This window comes from Enterococcus sp. DIV0806c, from assembly GCF_051710905.1.
GTDB classification, from domain to species: domain Bacteria; phylum Bacillota; class Bacilli; order Lactobacillales; family Enterococcaceae; genus Enterococcus_B; species Enterococcus_B mundtii.
Genome location: NZ_JBIOLO010000001.1, coordinates 2,950,490 through 2,967,500, shown reverse-complemented (window position 1 = coordinate 2,967,500; position 17,011 = coordinate 2,950,490). Strand labels below are relative to the sequence as shown.

Annotated in this window: 6 protein-coding genes, 22 tRNA genes, 1 pseudogene and 1 riboswitch (1 of these 30 only partly in view); all 29 genes and pseudogenes read left to right on the top strand. The window is 37.8% G+C overall.

Annotation, left to right across the window (positions count from 1 at the left end; genetic code table 11):
• Positions 1 to 45: transfer RNA gene (locus IGK77_RS13765), tRNA-Thr, on the top strand; it begins 28 nt to the left of the window's first position.
• Between the two features lie 10 nt (positions 46 to 55).
• Positions 56 to 127: transfer RNA gene (locus IGK77_RS13760), tRNA-Gly, on the top strand.
• Positions 128 to 144: 17 nt separating this feature from the next.
• Positions 145 to 230 (top strand) — tRNA-Leu (locus IGK77_RS13755).
• 10 nt (positions 231 to 240) lie between these two features.
• Positions 241 to 314 (top strand) — tRNA-Arg (locus IGK77_RS13750).
• 9 nt (positions 315 to 323) lie between these two features.
• Positions 324 to 397 (top strand) — tRNA-Pro (locus tag IGK77_RS13745).
• Positions 398 to 414: 17 nt separating this feature from the next.
• Positions 415 to 487: transfer RNA gene (locus IGK77_RS13740), tRNA-Ala, on the top strand.
• A 28-nt stretch (positions 488 to 515) separates the two neighbouring features.
• Positions 516 to 589 (top strand) — tRNA-Met (locus tag IGK77_RS13735).
• A gap of 14 nt (positions 590 to 603) precedes the next feature.
• Positions 604 to 677, top strand: a tRNA-Ile gene (locus tag IGK77_RS13730).
• Positions 678 to 699: 22 nt separating this feature from the next.
• A tRNA-Ser gene (locus IGK77_RS13725) sits at positions 700 to 789 on the top strand.
• A gap of 11 nt (positions 790 to 800) precedes the next feature.
• Positions 801 to 874: transfer RNA gene (locus IGK77_RS13720), tRNA-Met, on the top strand.
• Between the two features lie 18 nt (positions 875 to 892).
• Positions 893 to 968 (top strand) — tRNA-Asp (locus IGK77_RS13715).
• A gap of 1 nt (position 969) precedes the next feature.
• A tRNA-Gly gene (locus tag IGK77_RS13710) sits at positions 970 to 1,040 on the top strand.
• 12 nt (positions 1,041 to 1,052) lie between these two features.
• Positions 1,053 to 1,126: transfer RNA gene (locus IGK77_RS13705), tRNA-Ile, on the top strand.
• A 24-nt stretch (positions 1,127 to 1,150) separates the two neighbouring features.
• Positions 1,151 to 1,238, top strand: a tRNA-Ser gene (locus IGK77_RS13700).
• A gap of 14 nt (positions 1,239 to 1,252) precedes the next feature.
• Positions 1,253 to 1,324 (top strand) — tRNA-Glu (locus IGK77_RS13695).
• A gap of 13 nt (positions 1,325 to 1,337) precedes the next feature.
• Positions 1,338 to 1,427, top strand: a tRNA-Ser gene (locus IGK77_RS13690).
• 12 nt (positions 1,428 to 1,439) lie between these two features.
• Positions 1,440 to 1,513, top strand: a tRNA-Met gene (locus IGK77_RS13685).
• 18 nt (positions 1,514 to 1,531) lie between these two features.
• Positions 1,532 to 1,604, top strand: a tRNA-Asp gene (locus IGK77_RS13680).
• Positions 1,605 to 1,607: 3 nt separating this feature from the next.
• Positions 1,608 to 1,680, top strand: a tRNA-Phe gene (locus IGK77_RS13675).
• Between the two features lie 4 nt (positions 1,681 to 1,684).
• Positions 1,685 to 1,755 (top strand) — tRNA-Gly (locus IGK77_RS13670).
• A gap of 11 nt (positions 1,756 to 1,766) precedes the next feature.
• Positions 1,767 to 1,840: transfer RNA gene (locus tag IGK77_RS13665), tRNA-Ile, on the top strand.
• Between the two features lie 20 nt (positions 1,841 to 1,860).
• A tRNA-Glu gene (locus tag IGK77_RS13660) sits at positions 1,861 to 1,932 on the top strand.
• A gap of 1,493 nt (positions 1,933 to 3,425) precedes the next feature.
• The gene (locus IGK77_RS13655; RefSeq protein WP_074801982.1) at positions 3,426 to 6,227 is read left to right on the top strand and encodes a hypothetical protein; all 2,802 of its coding nucleotides are present in this window, start codon (positions 3,426 to 3,428) and stop codon (positions 6,225 to 6,227) included.
• Positions 6,228 to 6,380: 153 nt separating this feature from the next.
• Positions 6,381 to 9,242, top strand: a complete 2,862-nt coding sequence (locus IGK77_RS13650; protein WP_074801985.1) for a hypothetical protein — start codon at positions 6,381 to 6,383, stop codon at positions 9,240 to 9,242.
• A gap of 360 nt (positions 9,243 to 9,602) precedes the next feature.
• Positions 9,603 to 12,380, top strand: coding sequence for a hypothetical protein (locus IGK77_RS13645; protein ID WP_074801987.1), 2,778 nt, complete (start codon positions 9,603 to 9,605; stop codon positions 12,378 to 12,380).
• Between the two features lie 171 nt (positions 12,381 to 12,551).
• A riboswitch (SMK box riboswitch) is annotated at positions 12,552 to 12,632 on the top strand.
• The gene (metK, locus tag IGK77_RS13640) at positions 12,630 to 13,823 is read left to right on the top strand and encodes a methionine adenosyltransferase (protein ID WP_071867913.1); all 1,194 of its coding nucleotides are present in this window, start codon (positions 12,630 to 12,632) and stop codon (positions 13,821 to 13,823) included. (Overlaps the previous riboswitch by 3 nt.)
• A gap of 185 nt (positions 13,824 to 14,008) precedes the next feature.
• Positions 14,009 to 15,487, top strand: coding sequence for an MDR family MFS transporter (locus tag IGK77_RS13635; protein ID WP_071867914.1), 1,479 nt, complete (start codon positions 14,009 to 14,011; stop codon positions 15,485 to 15,487).
• Between the two features lie 57 nt (positions 15,488 to 15,544).
• Positions 15,545 to 16,336: an alpha/beta hydrolase gene (locus IGK77_RS13630; RefSeq protein WP_071867915.1), complete on the top strand. Its 792-nt coding sequence runs from the start codon at positions 15,545 to 15,547 to the stop codon at positions 16,334 to 16,336.
• A gap of 6 nt (positions 16,337 to 16,342) precedes the next feature.
• Positions 16,343 to 16,885 (top strand): annotated as a pseudogene (locus IGK77_RS13625) (acyl-CoA thioesterase).
• Positions 16,886 to 17,011: the final 126 nt, after the last annotated feature.

The following is a 17,011-nucleotide window of genomic DNA, read 5'->3' as shown; positions in this document are numbered from 1 at the left end:
TGATTTGTAATCAGAGGGTCGAGGGTTCAAGTCCTTTAGCCGGCATCGTAAATACGCGGAAATAGCTCAGTGGTAGAGCACCACCTTGCCAAGGTGGGGGTCGCGGGTTCGAACCCCGTTTTCCGCTTTGCCAATGTACTACGCGCCGGGGTGGCGGAACTGGCAGACGCACAGGACTTAAAATCCTGCGGTGAGTGATCACCGTACCGGTTCGATTCCGGTCCTCGGCATTACAAATATGCGCCCATAGCTCAATTGGATAGAGTGTTTGACTACGGATCAAAAGGTTAGGGGTTCGACTCCTCTTGGGCGCGTTAGTTTTACGGGAAGTAGCTCAGCTTGGTAGAGCACTTGGTTTGGGACCAAGGGGTCGCAGGTTCGAATCCTGTCTTCCCGATTAGTAAATAGTTTCAAGGGGCCTTAGCTCAGCTGGGAGAGCGCCTGCTTTGCACGCAGGAGGTCAGCGGTTCGATCCCGCTAGGCTCCATTTCATTTAAATAATGAATACTTTTTTTCGCGGTGTAGCTCAGCTGGCTAGAGCGTCCGGTTCATACCCGGGAGGTCGGGGGTTCGATCCCCTCCGCCGCGATTATTTAAGAGCCTGGACCTTTAGCTCAGTTGGTTAGAGCAGACGGCTCATAACCGTCCGGTCGTAGGTTCGAGTCCTACAAGGTCCATAGCGACGTTGTATTTCATATTGGAGGATTACCCAAGTCCGGCTGAAGGGAACGGTCTTGAAAACCGTCAGGCGGGTAAAACCGTGCAAGGGTTCGAATCCCTTATCCTCCTTTTCATATTATCGCGGGATGGAGCAGTCTGGTAGCTCGTCGGGCTCATAACCCGAAGGTCGTAGGTTCAAATCCTGCTCCCGCAATTAAAAACTAAAAACATTGGTTCCGTGGTGTAGGGGTTAACATGCCTGCCTGTCACGCAGGAGATCGCGGGTTCGATTCCCGTCGGGACCGCCACGCGGGTGTAGTTTAGTGGTAAAACCACAGCCTTCCAAGCTGTTGTCGCGAGTTCGATTCTCGTCACCCGCTTTTAGTTTTTATGGGCCTATAGCTCAGCTGGTTAGAGCGCACGCCTGATAAGCGTGAGGTCGATGGTTCGAGTCCATTTAGGCCCATTTATTCAAAATCTTAATGGTTTTGGGGAAGTACTCAAGTGGCTGAAGAGGCGCCCCTGCTAAGGGTGTAGGTCGGGAAACCGGCGCGAGGGTTCAAATCCCTCCTTCTCCGTTTCATTTTTATCTGGCCCGTTGGTCAAGCGGTTAAGACACCGCCCTTTCACGGCGGTAACACGGGTTCGAATCCCGTACGGGTCATTAGCTTTATATTGGAGGATTACCCAAGTCCGGCTGAAGGGAACGGTCTTGAAAACCGTCAGGCGGGTAAAACCGTGCAAGGGTTCGAATCCCTTATCCTCCTTTTTCATATTATCGCGGGATGGAGCAGTCTGGTAGCTCGTCGGGCTCATAACCCGAAGGTCGTAGGTTCAAATCCTGCTCCCGCAATTAAAAACTAAAAACATTGGTTCCGTGGTGTAGGGGTTAACATGCCTGCCTGTCACGCAGGAGATCGCGGGTTCGATTCCCGTCGGAACCGTTTGGCTCGGTAGCTCAGTTGGTAGAGCAATGGATTGAAGCTCCATGTGTCGGCAGTTCGATTCTGTCCCGCGCCATACTGCGGGTGTAGTTTAGTGGTAAAACCACAGCCTTCCAAGCTGTTGTCGCGAGTTCGATTCTCGTCACCCGCTTTAGTTTTTATGGGCCTATAGCTCAGCTGGTTAGAGCGCACGCCTGATAAGCGTGAGGTCGATGGTTCGAGTCCATTTAGGCCCATTACTTTCATATTTTTACCTGGCCCGTTGGTCAAGCGGTTAAGACACCGCCCTTTCACGGCGGTAACACGGGTTCGAATCCCGTACGGGTCATCGAAGATACTTCATGTAAGTATCTTTTTTTTGCTCTTTGACAAGTAGTGTTGGCGAGTTTAAATGGCTCTTCGACAAGTAGTGTTGGTGAGTTCAAATTAGAAGAATTTCATCGAGAATCAATCGAAGCAGAAATAGGCTTCGATTGATTCTTTTTTTTTTGGATCGATCTTGGAAAACCTAGCCCTGGATCAAGTCAATATGGTAAAAAAAATGGAAGGAATGGCGGTATCTATCAGTCACTCGTTTGCTGACCTTAATATTATTGTTCCTTCCAATGTCCCGTTACTATAAGGTATTTAGAAGGTATTTTTGATTCCCTTTCTATATTTGATCACTTTCATCCTACATCTCATATAACCCGCTGTTGGTTGATTATCTAACCCTACATGAATCATGTAGGAGAAGGTCTACCTTCTTTTTTCAGAAAGCCAATTCTTTGGAAAATGATTTTTTTGTCTGTTAAACTAAGTAATTTTTTGTAGGTTCATCCATGGAGATATCCTTTCTTGAGCAGCTTTGTTTTTATCAGTTTACTTCATTATAGAGACTGTATCATCAGAGCCTGTATCATCTTTTGGCTGTAGAGCTGAGAAAATGATTATTCTCATCATATAAATCTACTATTTTCTTAAACCTATCAATTTGCTGATGTTATGGGAGAGTATTTTTTTCGTGATTTTAAAATAAATGGGTAATTTTTATAGGAGTAGTCACTATACTATAATTAGTTAGAATGTACGAAATATGACGTCATAAATCCATAAATTTTTAACTAGATGATAGAAAAATTTAGTTAGAAGGATTATATGGTAGGAGAAGAAGCAACAGAAAACCATAGAAATGTTGCTGGTTTTAAAAAAGAAATAAATAGGCTACCTTGTAGGTCAGAAGATTTTTTCATTCCTTAGGAACAAATTGGTACAAAAATTATCAAGCAAAAGGAGACTCGGAACTTGAAAGTCAGCGCTCAAATAAGAAAGTAAATGCAAGTAAAAAGATACGATGAGTAGGGAGGGAACCTGTTTAGTCAAAACAAGTAATATCTATAAATTAGAAAAGAAGATTCGATAGATACATCGAAAACAAACCAATTTTCGTCCGCACTATCCCCCTATTAACCGTCAACTGAAATGAAGCTTGAAGATAATGGCGTTGTATCCATAGAAGCAGAAGCGACTCTACCCTAGCTTCAAATCATATCCCGAATGATTGAAACCTGTTGTACCTATCAATGTGACAATGCTGGACATACAGCGAATAGAGATGACGATCTTAGTCTGGATTTAGTTACAGTGTCGGTTATACGAGCATTCATCAAACAAAAAAGTAGGTGTATCGAATTTGTTTTATCTGAATAGACGTCTCGTATTGAACCAAATGAGAGTAGTCAGCAGCCGTAGAATCGGAAATGTAGAAACAGAAAATAAACATTGATCTGATAACTTTTAAAATTGGGTAGAACTATTTACAGAATTTTGGCAAAGGAAAATATGAATACCGAAAAAATGATGAAAGAAAACAATAAAAATGAATTTCTCCAAAAACTACAGATATTAACATTAGCACTTTCGTTAAAGGAAAATAATCAAAGAGTTGCTTCACCAGATTTTTATAGTTCACTGTATTCAACGTACATAAAAATGCTAGAAAATGATGATGATCAATCCTTTATTGATATAGAAAACCAGTCAAAAGTGATTGATTCACTGAAAAGATCTATGGATTTTTATAGCAGTGATCATCCAAGTTTTCTACAGAAAATCATTGAAAAAATGACCAATGATGATCCAACAGACTTCATGCTTTTCCAAAATTTGAATAATCTAGATAAAGATGGAAATAATTTACAACATTATTGTGGCTGGATCGTTTATAAAAGGGAAAATGATTTGTTTGTTGTTCAAGTAGATAGAAAAGAGAAATTTGGTGTAGGACAGGTGTCATATGCTAGGATTCCACTAACAAAAGCACCTTGTTTAAGTGAACTATTTTTTTTGAAGTTGAATGTGCAAAATTCAGAAGACTTCTCTTTATTCCATGGGATCAAGTCAATTTCAGCTGGGTTTCAGGAAATTCCTGTTTTAAATAGTATAGTAAAAAAAGGAATGGACAATCCGGTCAGTGCCTTAGAAGATATCTTTAAAATACTAGTGTTCCACTATATAGCAGACATTTTTTCGGTAAATACTACTGATAGGATAAAGTCACTCTGGCATGGGGCTAATATTCAGCTGACTATACAAATACGTGAAAGTCTTCTTGCAGCGATAAAAACGGACAATCACATCTGGAATGACCAATTTGACTACATTTTTGACTATTATTTGTATCAAACTGGAAATATTGGAATCAAGGCAATTTTACCTAGTAATAAACAAAATGAGTGGCGGGACAGTATCAAAAAAAGTTTTAATAGGGATCCTTATATCCTTGCATTGATGAATAGCGATGGAAAGATTTTAGATATAGATGAGGAGCTATTGCAAAAAAATCTTGTCTTAACCGTCAAACCATTAAATGTACTGTATGATAGAGAACTCCCATTAGTCAGTTCGATTGAATTGATGAATACACTCTATCATGATGGAATAATGATCACTATCTATGAAGATCGGTTGACTATGATCAAGAACCCTATAGCAAAAGAAATGAATCAACGTTTCCTTTCAAGACTACAAGAGCGATACCAAGAAATAAATAAAGAAATGAAACGACGTATCATAAAGAATCAACCAGAAGAACTAACTCTGGAAAGTAATAGTTATAGTTTAGTTCAGCTAGGAACAAACGTAGTATCAACAAATGATAGTAGTTTTGTTCAAACAGAAATAATGAAACAACAGAAAAAATATGTTTTTTCACGAAACATAGATATGTTGGCTTTAACGTTATCGTTAAAATCCAATGATGATATCAATTGTTTCCCAGGAATTTATGATCTATTATTTTCGACCTACATTAAAATGATCAAAAATGACCAAGAAGATTTTTTTATTGATAAGCAACGGCAACCACATATTATACAGTCCTTACAACGAACCATAGAGATTTATAAACTAACAAACATAGAAGACTTACATAATATTTTTGGGAATTTAAGAAATAATGATCCAACGGACTTTGTACTGTTTCCAGCTTATTATCATATGTTAGATCCAAAAGAAGGCGGGCATATTTGTGGATTGACCATATATAAAAGAGACAATGAATTTATGATTATGCAAGTAGATAAAGAGTCTTTTTTTGAATCAGGTGCAGTCTCTTATGTTAAAGCACCGTTAAAAAATATTCAGGAGTTAAGTCAAATTATCTTCTCTGCACGAGAATTTTTTGATTTTAAGCCATATGGTATCTTAAGAAAAATCGAAGCTATTTCTCATAAATTTAAAGCGATCCCATCGATAAAATTAGCCCATCAAACTACTGGTAATTGTGGAATTATTGAAATCGAAGCTACTTTGAGATTGATTTTATTCCACTGTAAAAAGGATCTCTTTGCTTTACAAACGTGTGATCGAATCACACCAAAATGGGGTAAAGATAGTCAATATTCAGCAACCATAGAGATGAAGGTACGATTTGTTGAGGCAATGAAAGGAACAGATCAAGAATGGAATCAAAATTTTGATTATGTATTGGGTTATTATCTTTATCGAAAAAAACAATCGATAAAATGGGGAGAAGCACAATTATCTATACATAAAGATTATTGGTATACAACCATACGTCATTTATATTCTAATGATCTTTACATTGTAGAAATACTGAATAGCGGGGGAATGATCCCAGCTGACTTTGACGTATCTTTAAAAGAGAAAATGATAGAACTCGTAGGAAAAGCAGGTATATTGTTGAACAGAGAAATCAAAGCAGTCGGGTTATCTGACCTATACAAAGAAATTCGAGAGAATACCTATGAACTAGAATTATTAAAAGGAAGACTCTCCTTTCTCAAAATCCCTGTGGCAAAAGAAATGTTAGACTACTATATTGCTCGCATAATGATAAAGAATATAGAAATAAAGAAGGAAATCAATCGACGTATCGGCATTGAACCAAAAGAATCTACCTGCCAAATGATGGAACGTCTGCCAATAATATCCCCTCCTGCTAGCGTTCAAAGCCCTCCACTATCATCACCTACTTCTCAAAGAACAACAGGGACTATGGTATCTGTGTCGAATCGTTTTATTTCAATGATTGATCAAGTAAAACAGGTGTCAAAAGATAAAAATCAGCGTTTAGTCAGTAAACAAGTCAAATGTAAAGTGCAGAATACATTGACAAAGTAACTGATGGATTTTGAAAAATATAAATTGTGGTTTTAATAAGTCAAACAATAGAGTTCTTTTAGTTGTAAACTTACTTAATAAATTGACGGATAACGATAAGTTCGTAATATGGTATGGGAAATCCAAAATCACTACCTAGGAGGAGAGAATGATATGGACACGGAAGATGAATTTATTAAAAGACTAGATATGCTAGCTTTAGCACTATCACTGGATACAATGTCGGAAAACTTTCGTTCATCATTAGGAATGTATGAATTGGTTTTTTCAACGTATATCAGCATGATCAAGAACGATCCTGATGAATTTTTCACTGAGAAAGGGCAACGGGCGAGAGTACTTGAATCATTACAACGATCAAAAGAATTCTGTAGCATTGAAAATAGAGAGAACCTGAAAAAATTGTTGGAAAATATGAGGGATAATGATCCAACAGATTTTATGATATTTCCTATTCCTCTTAAGAGTCCGATTAGCGAATATATGATGCCTCAGTTAAGTACCTTAACAATCTATAAAAGAGAAGATTATTTTGTTGTGACGCAGGTAGAGAATGGACAACTGGATGAGCTAAGACAACAGGATTATTTTTGGATACCTTTAATGGACGTAGTTAGTTTGTGTGAAATTATCACCTTTGATCGTAATGCTATTGGGTCAATTGATTCAGAAGTACCCAATATAGTGGATGAAATCAGAGGAATTTCAGACCAATACCAAGTTACGTCTACGCCCGTTGATAAAAAAGAAACTATAGCGTTCAATGATCATTGGATCAGTAAAGTAGAGAGTGCTTTGAGGATCATTTTGTCCAATTGTCGCACAAATGAATTTTTTATTGAGTCCACTATACCACCGCTCCCAACATGGAACATGAAACATCCTGATCCGAATATTGAAATGAAAAAAAGATTTCTTGAAGCGGTCAAAGGTAAGAAACAAGAATGGAACGAACAGTTTGACTATGTTTTTGATTATTTTTTATATAAGAAAAATCGATTGATTGAAAATTCTGTCGTAGCAACAGAGAGTTTTTATCCACCGTGGCCGAACATCGTTGAATTCCTATTTGTAGAAGATCCCTATATAGTAGCATTGCGTAAAAGCAACGGTGATATTTCAAGGACTGTTAGCACGGAACTATCTTATCTAAGAAACAGAATGGAAATGTCCGTAGTAGATGTATTAGATACATTAGACCAATTAGATGGGGGAGAGGTCATCGATTTACCATTTAATGAGTTAGTAAATGGGCTTCATAAGAATCGCGAAATCATTAGCGTTTATAGAGAACGATTACCTCTAATCAGACTTCCGATCGCTAAGGAGATGACTCAACTTTGTCTTTCAAAAATGGAAGTTCGCTCTGAAGAAATAGAGGGTGAATTAAAGCGTCGTATGACAATAAGAAGAAAACTGGATGAAAGCAGTAGAATCACGCAGTTTGTCTCCAAAGTAGTACCAACTAGTATCATGGATTATATCACTCCGAACCAAGAGACAATGGAGCAAAGACAAGAATTTGCAAAACGAGTGGACATGCTAGCTATGTCATTATCGTTGAAACCGAATGATCAATCATTTGTTTCACCGGAAAGTTACGAATTACTATTTTCAATCTATGCGAAGATGATCAAAACTGATTATAATAATTTTTTTGTTGATCGAATACAAACAATGAATATTGTCCATTCGTTAAATAGAACAATACAGTTGTATCGCATGGATAGCGCAGGAAGTCTCCAAACTATTTTCGAAAAACTGAAGAATTATGACCCTACCGATTTTATGCTTATTCCGGTAGCTTTTTCCACTGATCATCCACAGAAGTATTTTGGGCATGTTTGCGGTCTGACGATTTACAAAAAAGAAAATAATTTTATTGTGATGAAAGTGGATAAAGAACAGTCCTATCGTACAGGTGCGGTATCATATGTGAAAGTTCCTTTTGAAAAGGCAAAAGCGCTAAGTCAATTGCTTTTTTCAAAACGTCATTTTTCAAATGAAAAACCATACGATATACTTAAAAAAATTGAAGGATTATCACATGAGTTTCGCCCGATTCGAGCAATACAACTCAAAGAGCAAACCATTGATAATTCCGTCATTAGTGAAATAGAAGCATCGTTGAGAACTATCCTGTTTAATTGTAAAAAAGATATATTTCGTTTGAATGACCAGGAGAAGGTAACACCAAAATGGGGCAAGTTGAATGAGCCTATTTCAGCAAGGCCTCAGAGACACCAAAATTGGTGGATGGAAGATCTTGGAACAACTTTAACAATGAAAGAGAGATTTCTTTTGGCAGTTCAAGGAATTAATGGAAATTGGAATAAGAATTTGCGATATATCTACGACTATTATTTTTATTTTAAAAATATATGTAAAAAAATGGAACATTCAGGAATTGATCAAAAACAAGCCCTTCTTAAGAATATCCGATATCTTTTTCAGCATGATCCTTATATTCAAGAAATGGTAAACAGCGGGGGGCAGATTCCAACGATCTTTGATGAACAACTAAGAAAAAAAGTGAAGAAAATGGTTGAAACAATGGGATCGGTACCTGAGAATGTCCTGAGAGTAATGGAGACATCTAAGATCCAGCAAGAAATTCAAATTAACGCGTATGTGCAAGGTTTTATAAAACAACGAATCCCATTTATCAAAATTCCGGTAGCCAAAGAAATGTCTGAACACATGGTTTATTGTACCGAAATAAAGAACGACAGATTGCAAAGAGAGTATCAGCGCCGTGTAGATCTCGCACAAAAGAGACAAAAGGAAGAACCAATCTATCGCTCTACCACTATGCCAATTACAGAAACATCAAGTCCAGTTGCACACAGCTCTCGTACCTCACCTAATTTGCTAGCGAGAAGTACAAATTTTGGTGATACTCTAAAAGGGCACTTTTCGGAACTATGTGATCGAGCAAAAAATTTATCTGGTTCTGTAAGCAATAATCTAGTAAGAGAAGCAACAAACAAGAAGAATCATAGACAAGAAAAGTGATTTTGCGTTATTTATTTTAATGGAAAGTGATGAGAGGATCGAAAACAATAACTATGGAAATGAATGGATAAAAAATCAGCTAAGTTCGCTTTAAGCTTGGCATTAAAAGAAGATAAAGAGTTTTGATTCATTCGACGAGCATAGATTGCTGATTACAACTGATATATCAAGTGAGCATATAAAGAAATACATACGAGAAAGGATAGATTTAAATTCCTACCATGATATGCAAGGTATTTGTACGTCCGTTCTCTTTTTAAAAGCCCAAAATGGGCTATAAAATGTGTCATATTTTGTTAGCCATACGATGAATGTTGCAACAAAAACTAAAATTATTTATTTTGGAGGTAACTATGAATAATGAAAAAACAATCGAAAAAAGAACGAATGGAAATAAATGATTTTAAGAAAAGAATTGATATACTTGCCATGAATCTGTCTTTGAAAGAAAATGATCGCTTTTATGACGGACTAGAAATGATTTTTGCACTGTATGAAAAAATGATCCAAAATGATCAAGATGCCTTTTTCATTGATAAGGAACGAAAGGCACACATTATTGAATCATTAATATACTCGAAACAGATTTTCGAGATCAAGAAACCCATGAAGATACAAGAATTATTACTCAACTTGAGAAGTGATGACCCCACAGACTTTCTAATTTTCCCGGCTACTTTTTCTGTGTTTGAGCATAATCTATCTGCTCATCTATGTGGCTTGATCTTCTATCGGAAAAACAATCATTTATTGGCGATCCAAGTAGACAAACAAAGATACTTTAAACAGACCGTTGTTTCCTATACCCAGATACCGCTAACGAAGATCGAGCACTTAAGTAAAATACTCTTTGTTAATCGAGATCATTACGGGCATAAACCTTTTGATATATTTAAAGATATCGAAGCAATTTCAGCAGCATTTCAATCTATTCCAACAATACAAATGAAAGAACAGATGACAGGGAATTGTGTGATTCTGGAATTAGAGGCTACGTTAAAATTAGCCTTGTATCACTGCCAAAGAGATATATTTTCGATTGATATAAATGAGAGAGTGACACCGACATGGAACCTAGTTCATCCGAATCCAACAGTAGAAATGCGCGAAAGGTTTCTTAAAGTAGTCAAAGGAAAAAACAAAAAATGGAATGCTCAGTTTGATTATATCTTTGGCTATTATTTATACCGAAAAGGGTATGATATAGAAACTACGATCATCCATCACCACAGACAAGAAAAAATTTGGTATAAGCTTATTGAAACGGTTTTTAAATTGGATCCTTATATCCTCGCTATACAAAATGGTAATGGAGATCTTCCAATTCTAAATGAAGCGAAATTAATCAAAAGACTTGATCGAGCAGTAGAATCATTAAGTGAACTTTATGAAGAGGATATTAAGGAGGTTGCTGATGATAAGTTAGTGCTCATGCTCAAATTTGATGGATGTTTACGATCCATCATCAAAGAACGATTAGCATTCATAAAAATTCCAGTAGCTAAAAAAATGAATGAACATCTACTTTTAAGGATTGATGAGCGTTTTCAAGAAAACTACGCAGAAATAAAGAGACGAACAGAATTAAGAAAAAAAGAATGGGGATTGCTAAGTGATAAAGGGTGGTTGGTTCAGTTTGCAGAGAAGTGGATACCAAGGACTAGCGCCTATTTTTTATCATCAGAGATTGGAGAAACAAAACAGTTATATGAATTTGCAAGAAGAATGGATATGTTAGCATTAACTTTGTCGCTAAAGAGTAACAAGGATTATTTTGTCAGACCGGAAAATTACATATTATTATTTTCAACTTACATAAAAATGCTCAAAAATGACAAAGATGGCTTTTTTATTGATAAAAAAAGGCAACTATCTATCATTCAGTCATTGGAACGAACGATTGCGTTGTATCGTTTTGACCGAATGGAGAAGTTAAAAATTGTTTTAGAGAATTTGAGAAATAATGATCCGACAGATTTTATGCTTTTTCCGACGAGTTATTCTACGTTAGCTTCTGACCAAGCTGGACATGTCTGTGGGTTAACTGTCTATAAAAAGGATGACCAGTTTCTGGTGATGCAAGTAGATAAGAAAAAAGAGATTGGTGCGGGGGCTGTATCTTATGTGATGGTATCAGCTACTAAAGCTGAAGAATTGAGTAATATTTTATTTTCTGCACGGGATTTATTAAATTTCTATCCATATGGAACATTAATAAAAATCGAAGCTCTTTCTCACCAATTCAAAAAGATTCCTGCCATAAAATTGGAACCGCCAACGACTAATAATTATGGAGTAAGTGGCATCGAAACATCTTTAATATTGATTTTGTTCAATTGTAATGATTGCCTATTTGAATTAGTTGATGGCCCTAAAATAACGCCAACGTGGAATAATAAGCATAAGAACGCAACTTTTGAGATGCAGAAAAGATTTCTTCATGCAATGAAGGAACACAATCGGGAATGGAATAAAAACTTTGATTATGTTTTTGGTTATTGTCGATTTAGAAATTCGATATATGCGCATGCGCAACAATCGGGTAGTAGTCTTAGTAAAGATGAATGGTATCGAAATATCCGTTCATTATACAGAGAAGATCCTTATATAAAGGTAATCTTGAATAGAGGTGGCAGTATTCCACCAACAGTCGACGAACAAATAACAGAAAAAATCTTAAAAGTAGCAGAGGCACCGGGGACATTATATCAACGTGAGATCAGTGAAGTTGATTTGTCGGACTTGCATCGCGCACTTCTAAGTATTAGACATGAAATAAGTCTCATAACAGATCGAAACACCTATACCCAGATACCAATAGCAAAAGAAATAATCGATTCTTCGATTGATTTTCTTCAGGAAAAAACAATAGAAATTCAGAAAGAAATCAATCACCGCAACAGAATTGAAAAATTTAATCACTCAAATCAAATAAGTAAACAATGGATTCCCTTACCTTGGCATAATACCAGTAGGCAAGCTGTTCACACACTGGCAACTGCTTCGGAAGAAGTTGCTATTTGTTCCTCACGAGAAAATCGAATCTCTTATATGCTTTCTCAAGTCAAACATCAGGCAAAAGTAACAAGTAAAGATCTAGCCAGAAAGCCAGCAATAAATGAACTAAAAAGGCAATAGAAAAAGAGCCAATTAAATACGTTCAATAACTGATTTTACGAACTAAAACACACGAACTCCTTCTATTTCTTTATTCTAAAAAATTCGTTTCCTTATCATTTTTACAACTTTCTCTTTTTTCTAAAAAGTAACAAAAAAACGAGCGTAAAATCTGTTTATCTGCTATACTTGACTCGTTGCAAGTTCCCGAGAGGATCCGTACGAACGGAGATGCCTTGTAACCGAATTTAACTAGGGGGAATCATAATTATGGTAGAAAGACATTTATTTACATCAGAATCTGTTTCAGAAGGACATCCGGATAAGGTCGCTGATCAAATCAGTGATGCGATTTTAGATGCGATCCTAGAACAAGATCCAAATGCAAGAGTAGCTTGTGAGACGTCTGTAACAACGGGGTTAGTTTTAGTATTTGGCGAAATCTCTACGACAGCATATGTGGATATCCAAAAAGTGGTACGTGAGACAGTCAAAGAAATTGGTTATACTCGTGCAAAATTCGGCTTTGATGGTGATACTGTAGCAGTATTGGCAGCAATTGACGAGCAGTCACCAGATATCGCTCAAGGGGTGGATGAAGCACTTGAGATCCGTGACGAAAAAGAAAGAGATTTATTAGATGAAATCGGCGCTGGTGACCAAGGGTTGATGTTTGGTTTTGCAGTGGACGAAACACCAGAATTGATGCCTTTACCAATTGCTTTAAGTCATCGCTTAGTACGTCGTTTAGCTGAATTGCGTAAATCAAAAGAATTAACATATTTGCGCCCAGATGCAAAATCACAAGTCACTGTAGAATATAATGACCAAGGACAACCAGAAAGAGTCGATACGATCGTTATTTCGACACAACATGATGATGCAGTTGATAACGCAACGATTCGTCAAGATGTCATTGAAAAAGTGATCAAAGAAGTTATTCCAGCAGAACTACTGGACGAACAAACAAAATATTATATTAACCCTACTGGACGTTTTGTAATCGGCGGACCTCAAGGAGATGCTGGATTGACAGGACGAAAAATCATTGTTGATACGTATGGTGGGTATGCCCGTCATGGCGGCGGTGCTTTCTCTGGTAAGGATGCAACGAAAGTTGACCGTTCAGCAAGTTATGCGGCACGTTACATTGCGAAAAATATCGTAGCAGCAGGACTTGCTCGTAAAGTAGAAGTCCAATTGGCTTATGCAATCGGTGTCGCTCAACCCGTTTCGATCTCAATCAATACCTTTGGAACAGCAGAAGTGCCAGAAGAAGCGTTGATTGCTGCGGTAAGAGAAAACTTTGACTTACGTCCTGCGGGAATCATCGAAATGCTTGATTTGCGTCGTCCAATCTATAAACAAACAGCCGCATATGGTCATTTTGGACGTACAGATGTTGACTTGCCATGGGAAAAAACAGATAAAATAGATGCATTAAAAGCTAGTTTAGCTAAATAATTTATGTTTGAATTGAATGTGTTCGCTACGTGTGACGCACATCAAATGTAGACCAGTAAGCCGGGATATTCGAAAGTAGCTTATGCTACTTTTAGAGTATTTTGGCTTTTTTAGCAGAGTCGAAGTTTATTAGGCAGATGATGCCATTTAAATAACGGAAGTTACGATAAGGAGTGGGCTTGAGAATGGAAAGAAAAACAAACGTGAAAGTCGTAACGATCTGCGTGTTCATCGCTACATTTATGACGGCGATTGAGGGGACAATCGTTACGACTGCAATGCCAACGATCGTTGGTTCACTGCACGGCATGGAAATGATGAACTGGGTGTTTTCGATTTATTTATTGACGAATGCCATGTTGACACCCATCTATGGGAAGCTTGCAGATAAAGTTGGAAGAAAACCGATTTTTATTTTTGGTACGCTATTATTTATTATCGGTTCACTTTTTTGTGGGCTTTCTCAATCTATGCTTGGCTTGATTATTTCGCGGGCAATTCAAGGGATGGGTGCAGGAGCAATGATGCCAGTCGCATTGACGATCATTGGCGATTTGTACACGATTGAAAAACGAGCAAAAGTATTGGGTTTAAATAGTTCAGCTTGGGGAATCGCTAGTGTGTTTGGTCCATTAGCTGGTGGGTTTATTGTGGAAGCGTTGAGTTGGCACTGGATTTTCTTCATTAATGTGCCAATTGGGTTATTACTGATGGTACTGATTTGGCTCTATCTCAATGAACCAAAAACAACTCGTGAAGCAAAACCGATGGATCTTAAAGGTAGTTTTAGTTTGATGTTCACATTGGTTCTGCTGTTACTAGGTTTTCAATTATTAGGTGATCAAGGGCTGACACCATTTGTGTTGGCATTATTGATAGGTAGTGTTTTATTCTTTTTCTTATTCCTGTTCGTCGAAAAACGAGCAGAAGATCCTGTCATCATGCTACACCTATTTAAAAACCCGCTTTTTGTCGTTGTGAATGCAGCAGCAGCTTTAGCAAGTGGTTTTTTAATGGGGATTGATGTCTATATCCCAATGTGGATGCAAGGAGTATTAGGACTTAATGCGGCAATTGGTGGATTAGTTTTGGCACCACTTTCTCTTGTTTGGATGGTTGGTTCGTTCTTAGCAAGTAAGTGGATGACCCAGATGACCACCTATCGAGTGTTACGTATTGGGTTGTTCATTACCATTATCGGTGGTGCAGGACTTTGGCTGATGCCATTTCAAAGTAATTTTTTATGGTTCTTCCTGATTTCAACGATCATCGGTGTCGGCTTAGGGATCACAATGACAACATCGACTGTCAGCGCACAAAACAGTGTGCCTTCAGAACAAATGGGTGTTGCCACTTCGTTTAATACGTTAGTCCGCACCATTGGGCAAACAGTGATGGTCGCAGTTTTTGGATTATTGATCAACCGGGTCACGCAAGCTGAACTTGCTGCCAAACAATTGACAGACGATCCGGATATTATGAACAAATTAGTCAATCCACAAACAGCAAAAATGATTGACGCAGAAATATTAACACCATTACGAGAAATTTTGTATCATGGGTTACACCAAGTCTATCTGGTGGGCTTGTTATTAGTCATCATCGCGCTAGGGCTAACATTTTTAATTCGTCAAAAAAATGCTACAATAAAAGAATACAAGTAAATTTACAGATTGTTATCAGAAAAACGATCTGAATAAAGTAAAGAAGGCGACAAACATATGGCATTTATCCAAGCAAATGTTTATTCAAACGTATTAGAAATGGAAGTCAATCTAAATGTGATTTTACCTCAGACAACCAAAAAAGTGATTGGGACAAGTACGTCGGCCAATATGACGGATGTTCCAGTGCTTTACCTGTTACATGGTATGGGAGGTAATCATAGTGTTTGGCAACGACGGACTTCCATTGAAAGATATGCGGCGGATTACGGGTTAGCCGTCATCATGCCATCAACGGATTTAGGTTGGTACACAGACACAACGTATGATATGAAGTACTGGACGTTTATCTCAGAAGAATTACCAGAAATCTGTCACGAATTGTTCCCACAACTGACAACGAAACGAGAAAAAACGTATGCAGCCGGTCTTTCAATGGGTGGATATGGTGCGTTGAAATTAGGGTTAGCAAAGCCCGAACATTTTTCAGCTATTATTTCTCTCTCAGGTGCGGTCTCAGTTGGTAATCGAATGGACGACTTATTGATGATCCGTCAAGCCAAGTTCTGGGAAGGGATTTTTGGTCCACTAGATAGCATCCAAGGTTCAGTAAATGATCCAGCTTACCTTGTTGAAACCTTAGCAAAAAGTGACAAAGAACCACCACGTATGTATCTTGCTTGTGGTGAATCCGATTTTCTCTATCAAGCCAACCAAGAAATGGCAGAAATTTTAAAAGAAAACAACATCGATGTGACATTCGAACATGGTCCTGGTGAACATGATTGGATTTTTTGGGACCAATGGATCCAACGAGCTCTCGCTTGGTTGTTCAACAAAAGGAGCTGACCACGTATGGAAGAAACAAAGTATTGCAAAGACTCGATGGTTATCCAAACACATCGGATCTTTCCCTTTGATTTGAATCCATTTGGGTATCTTTTTGGAGGGAAACTAATGGCAATGATCGATGATGCAGCATCGATTTCGGTCACCCGTCATTGTCGCAGAGGGGCAGTCACTGCTTCTTTAGATAGTTTGAATTTTTTGAAGCCTTTGCATGAAAATCATTCCGTTTGTGTGGAATCTTACGTGTCGGGTGCCCATAAGAAATCAATGGAGGTTTTTGTGAAGATCATCGGTGAAAACTTAACGACAGGTGAACGCTATTTGGCTGCTACTTGCTTTACGACATTCGTTGCGGTTCCTTCACATATGAACCTTGAAAAAGAATTTACGGTGCCACATGTCATGCCTGAATCAGCAGAAGAACAATTAGTCTGCAAGGGATATGATGAATGACGTGCTACGAGACAGCAGGAGAGAACAGCCTATAAAGCATTTGCCGCTAGTTTATCTTTGGACCTCCCTTGGGCAAGAGAACGAGAAGGCGAATAAGTCTACTTATGAATGGTAGAAGAAATGTAGAAGTGATCGATCAAGATCACTTCTTTTTTATTATTGTCTTTAGACCAAGTTGAGCTCGCAAAGCGAGTGAAACAGAAAACCACCTGCTATGCGGGT